Annotated in this window: 13 protein-coding genes and 1 tRNA gene; 2 read left to right on the top strand and 12 right to left on the bottom strand. The window is 33.9% G+C overall.

The genetic code is table 11. From position 1 onward, the window contains the following. The 5 genes from QZV68_RS01685 to QZV68_RS01665 all read right to left on the bottom strand — a co-directional run bounded on the left by QZV68_RS01685 (position 1) and on the right by QZV68_RS01665 (position 4,010). The gene (locus QZV68_RS01685) at positions 1-399 is read right to left on the bottom strand and encodes a hypothetical protein (protein ID WP_296877977.1); all 399 of its coding nucleotides are present in this window, start codon (positions 397-399) and stop codon (positions 1-3) included. 229 nt (positions 400-628) lie between these two features. Next, on the bottom strand, positions 629-994 hold the full coding sequence (locus QZV68_RS01680) for a desulfoferrodoxin family protein (protein ID WP_296877975.1): 366 nt from the start codon (positions 992-994) through the stop codon (positions 629-631). A gap of 56 nt (positions 995-1,050) precedes the next feature. Continuing rightward, positions 1,051-1,425, bottom strand: coding sequence for a Fe-S cluster assembly scaffold protein NifU (nifU, locus tag QZV68_RS01675; RefSeq protein WP_296803829.1), 375 nt, complete (start codon positions 1,423-1,425; stop codon positions 1,051-1,053). Between the two features lie 2 nt (positions 1,426-1,427). Further along, positions 1,428-2,636 (bottom strand): cysteine desulfurase NifS, encoded by a 1,209-nt coding sequence (nifS, locus tag QZV68_RS01670; protein WP_296877973.1) that lies wholly within the window; start codon positions 2,634-2,636, stop codon positions 1,428-1,430. Positions 2,637-2,711: 75 nt separating this feature from the next. Continuing rightward, positions 2,712-4,010: an O-acetylhomoserine aminocarboxypropyltransferase/cysteine synthase family protein gene (locus QZV68_RS01665; protein ID WP_296877971.1), complete on the bottom strand. Its 1,299-nt coding sequence runs from the start codon at positions 4,008-4,010 to the stop codon at positions 2,712-2,714. A gap of 477 nt (positions 4,011-4,487) precedes the next feature. Here QZV68_RS01665 and QZV68_RS01660 point away from each other — a divergent pair, with 477 nt between their 5' ends. Continuing rightward, a complete protein-coding gene (locus tag QZV68_RS01660; RefSeq protein ID WP_296877969.1) occupies positions 4,488-5,249 on the top strand; it encodes a metallophosphoesterase in 762 nt (253 codons plus the stop codon). Between the two features lie 167 nt (positions 5,250-5,416). On the opposite strand, the gene cysS is transcribed toward QZV68_RS01660, so the two are convergent. The 7 genes from cysS to aroA form a co-directional block, all read right to left on the bottom strand. After that, positions 5,417-6,766, bottom strand: a complete 1,350-nt coding sequence (gene cysS, locus QZV68_RS01655; protein WP_296877967.1) for a cysteine--tRNA ligase — start codon at positions 6,764-6,766, stop codon at positions 5,417-5,419. Positions 6,767-6,797: 31 nt separating this feature from the next. After that, a tRNA-Cys gene (locus tag QZV68_RS01650) sits at positions 6,798-6,869 on the bottom strand. Positions 6,870-6,946: 77 nt separating this feature from the next. Then, on the bottom strand, positions 6,947-7,327 hold the full coding sequence (locus QZV68_RS01645; protein ID WP_296877965.1) for a transcriptional regulator: 381 nt from the start codon (positions 7,325-7,327) through the stop codon (positions 6,947-6,949). Positions 7,328-7,338: 11 nt separating this feature from the next. After that, a complete protein-coding gene (cysE, locus tag QZV68_RS01640; protein ID WP_296877963.1) occupies positions 7,339-8,043 on the bottom strand; it encodes a serine O-acetyltransferase in 705 nt (234 codons plus the stop codon). Between the two features lie 59 nt (positions 8,044-8,102). Beyond that, positions 8,103-9,050, bottom strand: a complete 948-nt coding sequence (gene cysK, locus QZV68_RS01635; protein ID WP_296877961.1) for a cysteine synthase A — start codon at positions 9,048-9,050, stop codon at positions 8,103-8,105. A 154-nt stretch (positions 9,051-9,204) separates the two neighbouring features. Continuing rightward, a complete protein-coding gene (gene nth / locus QZV68_RS01630) occupies positions 9,205-9,834 on the bottom strand; it encodes an endonuclease III (protein ID WP_296877959.1) in 630 nt (209 codons plus the stop codon). Continuing rightward, a complete protein-coding gene (gene aroA / locus QZV68_RS01625) occupies positions 9,831-11,150 on the bottom strand; it encodes a 3-phosphoshikimate 1-carboxyvinyltransferase (RefSeq protein WP_296877957.1) in 1,320 nt (439 codons plus the stop codon). Before aroA ends, nth begins: the two co-directional genes overlap by 4 nt. Before the next feature lie 212 nt (positions 11,151-11,362). On the opposite strand from aroA, the gene QZV68_RS01620 reads away from it, so the two are divergent. Further along, positions 11,363-11,815 (top strand): DUF308 domain-containing protein, encoded by a 453-nt coding sequence (locus QZV68_RS01620; protein WP_296877955.1) that lies wholly within the window; start codon positions 11,363-11,365, stop codon positions 11,813-11,815. Positions 11,816-11,896 lie beyond the last annotated feature (81 nt).

The raw sequence follows: 11,896 nt of genomic DNA, 5'->3' as shown, positions 1-11,896 counted from the left end.
TTATTTAAATAATTTTGGATTATCTCTAACCATCTCATCACGTTCATGCTGATACTGAGTAGCATTATACATTAAATCATTAGCTTCAAAAGCATAATTGGACCCGGTGTAATTTGAATTTACTTCAAAGCAATCTATAGCTTCTTTGAATTTATCGACAGCCTGTATTTTCAAGTCCAATTCTTTAATGATAGTGTCAAAGTATTTGTTTTGAACCTCATTCAAATCCTTGGAAAACCTATTTTTAATACTTTGAATCTTTTCCAGACTATCATTATAATTTTTTCCTGCCGATTCCACTTTGCCCATTCCCTCATAAAAGCTTTTTTCATTAACCAATGTGACTGCTTCATTATACTCCTTATCTCCATTGACAATGGAATCACTTATTTCTGGCATGGTTTTATTAATATTATCCACAGAACTATCAATTAACACAACAGCTGCTGAAATAATAAGCAAAGCTAAAATAAAAATTATCAATTTGATATAACTAGACACATTATAAATTATATAATAAGACATTATTAAAATTTGTTATGAAAGAAATGCCCTTAAACTTTCAAATAATTGAATTTCGAAAAAAAGATATAAATTGAGAGCATCAGTGATACTCCCTTTTTTAAGTTTATTCACTGGACCAAAGTCCGTGCAAGTTACAGAACGCTAATGCTTTAATATCATCAGTTGAGTTTACAGTAAAAGTTGCTTCTGCAACGTCACCAGGTTTGAAGCATTTTGCATATTGTTCAGCACCAGCTTCAACAACTAAAAATTGAATGTAATGGTCATCATCCATTGGGTGTGCTGCTTCACCGACTTTAACGGTTACTTTGTCACCATCGATTTCAACTACAGGTTTGTGTTTTGGAGATTTATCTCCTTCGGTTTGTACTGGGATTGCAAGCATGTGTGAATCGCATGCATCACCGTCATCTTCAACTAAAACTTGGATTATGCTTCCACAGTCGTCACATTTTAATATTTTTGCCATATTAAACATCTCCTTTATATAATTTAAAGATAGTTTATTTAACAAAGTATATATTATTATTGATTATTTTCCTTATAGTTTTCAATTGCTGCCTGAAGTCCGTCAGCTGCAAGATTTGAACAGTGCATTTTAATTGGTGGAAGACCATCCAATTCTTCTGCAACATCATTTCTTGAAATTTGCAATGCTTCATCTATTGTTTTTCCTACTGCAATTTCAGTAATCATACTGCTTGTTGCAATAGCTGCTCCACAACCGAAAGTCTGGAATGAAATATCTTCAATAACCTCATCATCATTAACTTTAATGTAAATGGTCATTAAGTCTCCGCATGTTGGGTTTCCAACAGTTCCAACTCCATTAGCATCTTCCATCAGTCTACAGTTTCTTGGGTTTGCAAAGTGGTCCATTACTTTTTCTGAATAATCCATAATTAACATCTCCTACAGTCATCATGATCTTTTTTACACATTACACCATCATAATCCAATTCCTGATTCCATAATGGTGACATCTGTCTTAATCTTTCTACAGCTTCTGCAATTGTATCAACAAATTCATCAACATCAAAAGTATCGCTTTCAGGTGCTAAAGATATTCTTAAAGACCCATGTACATCAACTGGGTCGAGACCTAATGCAGTCAATACTGGAGATGCTTCCAAAGTATTGGATGAACATGCAGATCCAGTAGATGCCTGATAACCTTTAGCATCCAATAAAAGAATTAAAGATTCACCTTCAATAGCTTTGAATCTGAAATTAACCAAATTAGGTAATCTAGCTTCTTTAGATCCGTTTAAGTAAGCTTCAGGAATGGTTGTTAGTACTTTTTCAATAAGTTCATCACGAATTGAAGATAACTTTTCGTAATGTGCATCGAGGTTTTCTGCTGCTAATTGGCATGCTTTACCAAATCCAACAATTCCAGGAACATTTTCAGTTCCGGACCTAATTCCTTTTTCCTGACCTCCGCCATGGATGAGCGGAACAACACGAGTTCCTTTTTTAATATATAAAGCTCCAACACCTTTTGGACCGTTAATTTTATGAGAAGATAAAGAAAGTAAATCTACATTTAATTTCTCAACATCAACTTCAATTTTACCGAAACTTTGTACGGCATCAGTGTGGAATTTAATACCTTTTTCACGAGCGATTTTACCAATTTCTTCGATTGGTTGAATAGTACCCAATTCATTATTTGCATGCATAATTGTAATCAAGATTGTTTCATCAGTTATTGCTTCTTTTAAGTCTTCAACACTGATGATACCTTCTTCATTTACAGGCAAATAAGTTACTTTAAAGTCAAGGGATTCTAAAAATCCTAAAGTATTTTTTACTGCAGGATGTTCAATATTGGTAGTAATAATATGTTTACCTTTTTTAGATAATTTAAAAGCTATTCCCTTAATGGCAAGATTATCGGATTCTGATCCTCCGCTTGTGAAAATTATTTCTTCAGGTTTTGCATTAATGGCATCAGCCACTCTCTGACGAGCCAAATCCAATGCTTTTTTTGATTCACGACCAATCCCATAAAGAGTTGAAGGGTTTCCAAACTCTTCTATGAAAAATGGTTTCATTTCTTCAAATACTTCCTCACTAACTTGAGTAGTTGCTGAGTTATCTAAATACATTTCATTATCTCCCAATTGTCTTTTTTATTTAATAAAAATTTTTAAGTATATATGTTTTAAGTGATTAGATAGTAACTAGATACTATCTAACGCCTGACTTAAATCTTCAATCAAATCATCAGCATCTTCCAAACCAATGGAAAGTCTTATGAAGTCCGGTGTTACGCCGGTTGCTTCCTGTTCTTCAGGAGTCAATTGCTGATGTGTTGTGCTTGCAGGGTGAATCGCTAAGCTTTTTGCATCACCGATATTTGCAAGTATTGAGAATAATTCCAATTTTTCAATTACTTTTCTTCCTGCTTCTTCTCCACCTTCAACACCAAATCCTAAAATACCTGCAAAATTGTCTTTCAAGTATTTTTTGTTGATTTCATAGGTAGGATGAGATTCAAGTCCCGGGTAATTTACCCATTTAACTTTAGGATGTGATTCTAAAAATTTAGCTACTTTTAGAGCATTTTCAGAGTGCCTTTTTACACGTACATCAAGGCTTTCTAATCCTTGCAGGAATATGAAGCTGTGTACGGGTGCTTGAGTTGCTCCAAGATCTCTTAAAAGTCTTGCTCTTGCCCTTACAGTAAATGCAATGTTTCCAAGTTCAGGAACATCACCGAATGCATCCCAGAAGACCAATCCATGGTAACTTGGATCAGGTTTTGTGAAGTTTGCAAATTTGCCGTTTCCCCAATTGAATTTACCTGAGTCCACAATGTATCCTCCAACTGCAGTACCATGACCTCCAACATATTTGGTTGCAGATGCTGCAATAACATCAGCACCATGTGCCAATGGCCTGACAAGTCCTACACCAACAGTATTGTCCACAATCAATGGAATATCATGTGAATGAGCAATTTCCGCAAGTGCTTCGAAATCAGGAACATCCAATTTTGGGTTTCCGATTGATTCAACATAGATTGCTTTTGTTTTTTCATCGATTGCATCTTCAAAAGCCTGCAAGTCCTGTGAGTTTACAAACTTAACATCCCTTGCCAAGTCTTTGAAAGTGTAGTTGAATAACTGGTAAGTTCCACCGTAAAGGTTGTCTGCAGATACAATATTGTCTCCAGGTTCAGTCACATTTAATATTGCATATGAAATTGCTGCAAGACCACTTGATGTTGAAAGACCTGAGTTACCGCCTTCGATAGCAGCAATTCTTGCTTCAAATACATCACTGGTAGGGTTGGTGAGTCTGGAATAAATTTGACCAAACTCTTGAAGGGCGAATCTTCTTGCAGCTTCATCTGAATCTTTAAATACATATGAAGTAGTCTGATAAATTGGAACTGCCTGAGCCCCAGTTGCGGGGTCTGGAGTTTGTCCTGCACGTACACCTAATGTTGCTAATCCGTAATCTTTATTATTTGTCATTAATAATCACCTTAATTATTGAATTTCAGTAAAATATATCACGTGTTATATTCACTATATAACAATAGTTATTTTTTATATATAAATGTTTTGGTAAACCTAAAAAAATAATTATAACTGATGTTATACAATTATAACATATGTTATTTTAGTATATAAACGTTGTTATATTTTTACAAAAATTATTCCATTAAACAAAACATCATCATTTCCAAAAACCAAAATTACTATACTTGTATGACATATCCCATTTTTCTTTTTAATTTTTAAAATTTAATTGCCAAATTAATTTTCAGTTTTTTGTTTATTAAGTTCAATATTTTATTTATTTATTTCATCTTTAATAGCTGATTTAATAAGAATAATTCAAAAATATTTAATTAAAGAAAAACACATGAATTTTATTCCAAATATTCATAAAAAGGGATTGCTAGCCATATTATCTTTACAGTCATTATCTCTGGCAGTGTTTATGGAATGAACCATATTGAACTAACCGAATATAATTTGACAACAGATAAAATTGACAATGAATCCTATTCCATTCTTTTCATTAGTGATGTTCATTATGGAACTGTTCAGAATACTCAATTAGTCAAGGACAGCATTTTAAAAATGAATAATTTAAAACCAGACATTGTTGTTTTGGGTGGAGATATTGTTGATGAAAGAACTACCAAAGAGGACATGCAAGAAATATTTAAGGAATTAGGAAAAATCAACTCAACATATGGAACATATTACATCTTTGGAAACCATGACCGACAACCATATACAACAGACTATGAAAACGGAAATAGGACATTCACAGACAGTGACCTAAATCAATCCATTGAGAAAAATAGAATTAAAATATTGAATGATGACAAAATTATTATCAATAATGACATTGTTTTAGCTGGAAGAAGTGATGCCGAATGGGAAGATTCAATCAATAGAACTGATGTAAATGAAATTCTTAATGAAAGTGATTTGTCCAAATATATTGTAGTATTGGACCACCAACCTGTTGAATATGAAAAGAATTCCCAAGAGCATGTTGATTTGCAACTTTCAGGCCATACACATGGAGGACAAGTATTTCCTTATGGAACACTATACAATTTATCAGGTCGTTTAAATTATGGAGAGTATGAAATTGGAGATATGAAACAAATCGTATCATCTGGTTTAACCGGATGGGGATGGCCTATGAGAAACGAAGCAAAATGCGAATATGTATTAATTAATATCAATTAAACACTTCATTTATAACAGATACGCTATTAAAAAGTATTATTTTTTCAGTTATATGAATTAATTATAACTAACGAAAACAGTCAAAATTAAAAAAAATATTATTTTAACCTGAAAAAATGTTAAAAATAATTTACATTATGCTTTGAAAAAAAAGGGAAAAAATATCCCTAATCATTAATTTCATAGCCTAAAGACTGTAAACTGTCACGGATTTTATCTGATAAATCATATTGCTTGTTAGCTCTTAGTTCAGATCTCACTTCTGAAATCAAATCAAGCAAATCATCAGATCCTGCATTTACATCCTGAAGTTCAAAGCTGACACCAAAAATATGAGCAGCATCATCAAGGAATGCTTTGATAGCTATTTTATCATCATCAGATAAATTATCCAAATCATTTTTGGAATCATTGATTAATCCAAAAATTGCTGCAATAGCTTTTGGAGTGTTGAAATCATCATCCATACTGTCAAAGAATTCTTTACTCCATTTGTCTAAAACTTCATAGTCACTGCTGAACTCTTCCGCTACTTCAACATCTAAAAGCTCATAGTATTTCCTGATTCTATCCAAGCTTTTTTCTGATTGGTGAAGTGAATCCTTTGAAAAGTCAATTGGGCTTCTGTAGTGAGTTGAAAGGACAAAGAATCTGAATGTTTCCGGAGCATAGTCTTTCAATAATTCACGGATAGTAATGAAATTATTGAGTGATTTTGACATTTTTTCTCCATTAACATTTAAAAATCCAGTATGCAACCAGAATTTAACCATTGGAGCTTTTCCTGAAACCGCTTCCATTTGAGTAATTTCTGCCTCGTGGTGAGGGAATATTAAATCCAGTCCTCCACCGTGTGCATCATACTGTGGTCCAAAGTAGTATTCAGTAATTGCAGTATCTTCAATGTGCCATCCAGGCCTTCCATCTCCCCATGGAGACGGCCAGGTAGGTTCATCTACACCATCACGTTTTTTCCAAAGCGCAAAGTCCTGCGGATTTTTCTTGGTTGTATCTGCTAAGTCCCTGTGGGATTCCAACTCTTCAATATTTCTGTTGGATAACTTACCGAATTCAGGGAATTTTTCAATTTCGAAGTAAACCCCATCTTCGGTTTCATAAGCAAAACCTTTATCAATTAATCTTTGAATCTGATCCAATATTTCTGCAACATGGTCAGTTGCTCTTGCAAATAAATTAACGCCATTGACATTTAATTTATTCATGTCTTCAATATATCTTTTTTCAAATTTTCTGGCTAACTCATTTGCAGGAATTCCACTTTCTTTTGATCTGTTAATGATTTTATCATCAATGTCAGTAATGTTTTGAATGTAGAATACTGCATATCCGCTGTATTCCAAATATCTTTTTATTGTATCAAATGAAATGTATGTCCTTCCGTGTCCAATATGTGCATCATCATATACAGTTGGACCACAAACAAATAAGTTAACTCTGTTATCATTAATTGTTACAAAATTCTCTTTACTACGAGTTAAAGTTGAATAGACGTCCATAAAAAATAACCTCAAAAAATAGCATTTAAAAAGGCAAGTGAGGGATTTGAACCCCCGTATTATGGTCTGCAGCCACACACCTAAGCCACTCGGTAAACTTGCCATAAAATTAATAGGATAATAAAATATTGGTAAGTAATAGTTTATAAAGTTTACTATTTTTTCCAATATTTTACATATTTACTTAGCTTCAAGTTCAGAACCGATACAACTTTTGCAATCATCACCCAGCTCAGATTTATCAATATCCAGCTGCTGCAATACATCAACAGTTCTCACATTTTTACAAATTTTACAAGTTCTTGGAATTAAATCAGCTTTAGTGGCTTCTCCTTCAGACAATTGGCGAGCAAATTCATGAATCATGCCCCTAACATTATCATCAAGCTTAATTCCACTACCCCTTTTATCAGTAATGTATTGAGATACTGCCGGTTGGGTTATGTCCATAAGCTCAGAAACATCCTTTTGTTTCATTCCCAAGTTTAAAAGTTCTTTTGCTAATTCAGATCTAATTGCTGGTATTACATACCATACTACAATTTCACAAGGCGGTTTCATAAAAATCCCTTCTATTTTTTAAACAGATCCTCTAGATCTTCTTGTTCATCTCTGATATCTTCAGTTAAACAAATTCCATGTTTTTCAAATAAAATCTCAAAGCGTTTATCATTGTCTTGAAGATGTTTTTCAAGTGTCCTCAATGCATCGGCCACAGGGTCTGGAAGTTTATCGTGGTCAAGGTCAACTTTCTTGCGTACGCCTTTATGCTTAACTATGCGACCAGGAACTCCCACACATGTGGATTCGGGAGGGACATCTTTCAGGACAACCGCACCAGTACCAATTTTGGAATATTTTCCAATTGTAATGTTACCCATTACCTTAGCACCGGCACCAATAATCACCCCATCTTCAATGGTCGGATGTCTTTTTGTTTTTTCAGTACTGGTACCTCCAAGGATTACACCTTGATATATGAGTACATCATCACCAACAATTGCTGTTTCACCAACAACAACACCCATACCATGGTCAATGAAAACTCTTTTTCCAAATGTTGCGCCAGGATGAATTTCAATTCCAGTAATAAATCTGGCCAAATTGGAATTCATACGAGCAAGTAATTTAAGAGAGTGTATCCATAACCAGTGACTTACCCTATGGAAAAGTAAGGCATAAAAACCCGGATAGCACAAAAATATTTCCAATGTGGAACGTGCTGCAGGATCCTTATCTTTAACAGCTTGAATTTCACTTCTTAAACCATCGAACATTTGAAATCTCCAAATTTTATATTAATATATAATATAACATATAGTATAAATAGTTATTCTTAATCAAATAACCAATCTACAGAGAGATATCTTTCACCGTTGTCCGGTAAAATAGCAATTATTCTTTTACCTTTATTTTCTTCTTTTTTAGCTAAATCCAATGCCGCCCAAGTTGCAGCTCCAGATGAAATACCTGAAAATATACCCTCTTTTTTAGCAAGGGCAAGTAAAGTGTTTCCAGCATCCTCATTTTCAACAGGAATAATTTCATCGATTACACTTGCATCATAAATTGAAGGTACAAATCCTGCACCGATTCCTTGAATTTTGTGAGGTCCTTTTTCGCCTTTACCTAATGTTTGTGAGTCTTTTGGTTCAACTGCAACAATTTTAACATCAGGAACAGCTTCTTTTAAAACTTTACCAATTCCAGTAATTGTTCCACCAGTACCTACACCGCCAATAACAATGTCAACTTTGCCTTCAGTATCCCTCAGGATTTCCTGAGCAGTTGTTTCAGAATGGATTTTAACGTTAGCAGGATTGTCAAATTGACCTAAAATGATTGATCCTTCAGTTTCTTCGTTGAGTTCTTTTGCTTTTGCAATAGCTCCACCCATTCCATCAGCACCTGGAGTTAAAACAAGTTCAGCTCCCAAAACGCTTAAGAACTTTCTTCTTTCAATGGACATTGTGTCCGGCATGGTTAAAATTAATTTGTAACCTTTTGCAGCAGCAGCAAATGCAAGACCGATACCGGTGTTTCCACTGGTTGGCTCAATTATAGTTGCACCTGGCTTGAGTAAACCTTTTTCTTCTGCATCTTCAATCATTGCAACAGCAACACGGTCTTTTACACTACCGGTTGGGTTGAATGATTCGATTTTTACATCAACTTCTGCTTCCAATCCTTCAGTTAAATTATTCAATTTTACAATTGGAGTGTTTCCGATAGCATCAGTGATACTGTCTAGGACTCCTCTTTTTAATTCTGGTATATTTGCCATGATTTAATTCTCCTTTATTATTAATTGTTTTTAATGGTATATTAAAAGGGTTATCTTAAAAGTTAATATAACATAAGTTATAATAACTATTGTTATATAACACTGTTTTACTTAATAAATGTTTTGGTATGACTAAAAAAATAATCTGAAAATATTAAACATTTTCCTTAAAATAATCACAGATTTCAGTGCATGGGCAAATCTCACACTGAGGACCAATCGGTTTGCAGATATTTTGACCGAACTGAACCATCAAATCATTCAGTTTAATCCACAAATCCTCAGGAGCGATTTTACATAGCTCGACTTCCGTATCTTCAGGGTCCTTTGTATCAACCAAACCCAAACGATTTGAAATTCTGTGAACATGAGTATCAACAGGGATTGCCGGAAGCTCAAAAGCAAAAACCATTACGCAATTTGCTGTTTTTCTGCCAACACCAGGAAGCTTAATCATTTCTTCAACGGTATTTGGAACTTCCCCTCCATACTGGTCAATTAAAATTTGAGAAACTTCCTGTATTCTTGCCGCTTTAACATTATAAAAGCCAGCCGGCCTTATTAACTCTTTAACATCATCAATCGGAGCATCAACAACAGCATAGATATCAGGATATTTGGCAAATAAGTTATTTGTAGCCTGATCAGTATTTTCATCCCTTGTTCTTTGAGATAGAATGGTTCTAATCAGTACCTTATAGGGATCATGGTCCAAAAATGTTCTTATCTCAAAAGTAGTCTCCAAATCTTCAACTAATTGAATTACTCTCTCTTCCTTATTCATTCAACCAACTCCAATTCAAACCCAAGTTCTGCCATGCTTTCAATGAAGTTTGGAAAAGACACATCAAATACTTCTCCGTTGGTAATTTCTATATCCTGTTTAAGACCTATTAAAGAAAATGCCATGGCCAGTCTGTGGTCTCCATGGGAATCAACAACACCCGGTGAAACGCCACCAGTTATGCTCATTCCATCTTCATATTCCTTTAGTTGACAGCCTAATTTTTCAAGTTCACGGCAAGTTGTATCAATTCTGTCAGTTTCTTTTACTCTTGCATGAGCCACACCAGTAATCCTGCTTGTACCTTCAGCCATAGCAGCAAGCACTGCCACAGTTATCAACAAATCAGGAGCATTTGACAGATCAACATCAATAGCCTTCAAAACACCTGTAGATGCAATTTCAACATAATCATCACCACGGACAATTGTAGCGCCCATCTTTTGCAGGATGTCCAAAATATATTTATCACCTTGTTTCGAATCCCTAAACAAATTCATAATTTTGGCTTTACCTCCATTAATGGCAATTAACGCTAAAAGATAAGATGCTGATGAATAATCACCTTCAACAGTGTAATCACAAGCTGAATAACACTGCTTTTTAACTTTAAATTCATCAATTCGGCAACTTTGATGTTCCTTATCACAACTCTCATGCTTCAGATAATATCCTTTCAGTACCTTAACACCGAATTTCCTCATGATATCCAAAGTCATATTAACATAAGGCTTTGATTTGAATTCAGGTAACACATACAACGCCACACCATGTTCAGACAAGGGTGATGAAATTAAAATAGATGAAATAAATTGGGAACTGACGCTTCCCATAATATTGGTCTCACCACCAGAATAACCAGGTTTGATTAATATAGGTGCCTTTTCATTATCATTTAATGATCTAGTTTCAACACCCAAAGGATGTAGAGCATCCATCAGCAAGCCCATCGGACGTGTCTGCAGCGATTCATCTCCGGTCAAAATGACTTCATTGTTGGACAATGCGGAAACAGATGTCATTAATCTCAAGGTAGTTCCGGAGTTTGCCAAATCAATCGCTTCACTTAAAGAATTATGAAGTTTGCCCCCTGTCCCTATCACTTCCAAATAATCATCTTTTTCGTTTATTTCAGCACCCAGCGCCTTACAAACTCTTATTGAAGCTAAAGTATCTTCTGAAAATAACATGTCATAAAGTTTAGAAGTGCCTTTTGCAAGAGAAGCTAAAATTACTGCCCTATGAGAATAACTTTTTGAAGGAGGTGCCTTTACAACACCACCAATTTCTGAAATATTTTTTACCTTAAGAATCATTTTATCTAACCAAAAAGATATAGTGCTTGTGATTTTCCACTCAATATTTTCTTATTACATATTTTATATCAGACAATTAATTAAATTTTTGGAAAATCAATAATAATTAAATAGTGTAAAACAGATAATATACTTTAAAGAGCTTCTTGCTTTTTAAGTTTTTATATTTTTCACTTGAAAAGTGAATATAACAAATTTTTGGAGGAAAAAATATGGAACCCAATAAAATATCCGGAATATTATCTGTTATTTTAGGATTAATCTTTATAATATTCCCTATTTTCAGTTCTGGACTAGTATCTATTCTTATAGGAATAAGTTTAGTATTCTTTGGTATAGCATTAATACTTGCCGGATTTTCAGCAATCAATATTGTTATTGGTATTCTGGCGATTATATTCGGATTGCTGTTCACATTTAACATTGATGCATTATCATTCCTTTTAGGATTACAATTCTACATCATCGGTATTATAATGATTTTAGCAGGTATTATAGGTCTGATTTCAGATTCACAAATGTCAAAGATTGCTTCATTATTGATGATAATTTTAGGTATAATATCATTTGCTCTTGGAGGATTCTCACTAGGTCAACCAATTTTTGCTGCGGTTCTTATAGGTGTAGCTTTAATCATCCAAGGAATAAGAATGTATATGGAATAGAACTTAATAAGCAATCTTTTGATTGCTTCTATTTTTATTTTTTTTATTTTAACTGTTTTAATTAAAAGACTATATTATTTT

It is taken from the genome of uncultured Methanobrevibacter sp. (assembly GCF_902801725.1).
Taxonomy (GTDB): domain Archaea; phylum Methanobacteriota; class Methanobacteria; order Methanobacteriales; family Methanobacteriaceae; genus Methanocatella.
The sequence above is the reverse complement of the archived record's forward strand: the minus strand, read 5'-3'. Positions and strand labels throughout refer to the sequence as shown.

Excerpts from the sequence above, each read along its gene's own strand:
- QZV68_RS01660 (WP_296877969.1), top strand. The coding sequence starts at position 4,488 with ATGAACCATATTGAACTAACCGAATATAATTTGACAACAGATAAAATT.
- QZV68_RS01685 (WP_296877977.1), bottom strand. The coding sequence starts at position 399 with ATGCCAGAAATAAGTGATTCCATTGTCAATGGAGATAAGGAGTATAAT.
- nth (WP_296877959.1), bottom strand. The coding sequence starts at position 9,834 with ATGAATAAGGAAGAGAGAGTAATTCAATTAGTTGAAGATTTGGAGACT.
- QZV68_RS01645 (WP_296877965.1), bottom strand. The coding sequence starts at position 7,327 with ATGAAACCGCCTTGTGAAATTGTAGTATGGTATGTAATACCAGCAATT.
- QZV68_RS01665 (WP_296877971.1), bottom strand. The coding sequence starts at position 4,010 with ATGACAAATAATAAAGATTACGGATTAGCAACATTAGGTGTACGTGCA.
- cysK (WP_296877961.1), bottom strand. The coding sequence starts at position 9,050 with ATGGCAAATATACCAGAATTAAAAAGAGGAGTCCTAGACAGTATCACT.
- QZV68_RS01680 (WP_296877975.1), bottom strand. The coding sequence starts at position 994 with ATGGCAAAAATATTAAAATGTGACGACTGTGGAAGCATAATCCAAGTT.
- aroA (WP_296877957.1), bottom strand. The coding sequence starts at position 11,150 with ATGATTCTTAAGGTAAAAAATATTTCAGAAATTGGTGGTGTTGTAAAG.
- QZV68_RS01620 (WP_296877955.1), top strand. The coding sequence starts at position 11,363 with ATGGAACCCAATAAAATATCCGGAATATTATCTGTTATTTTAGGATTA.
- nifU (WP_296803829.1), bottom strand. The coding sequence starts at position 1,425 with ATGGATTATTCAGAAAAAGTAATGGACCACTTTGCAAACCCAAGAAAC.
- cysS (WP_296877967.1), bottom strand. The coding sequence starts at position 6,766 with ATGGACGTCTATTCAACTTTAACTCGTAGTAAAGAGAATTTTGTAACA.
- nifS (WP_296877973.1), bottom strand. The coding sequence starts at position 2,636 with ATGTATTTAGATAACTCAGCAACTACTCAAGTTAGTGAGGAAGTATTT.
- cysE (WP_296877963.1), bottom strand. The coding sequence starts at position 8,043 with ATGTTCGATGGTTTAAGAAGTGAAATTCAAGCTGTTAAAGATAAGGAT.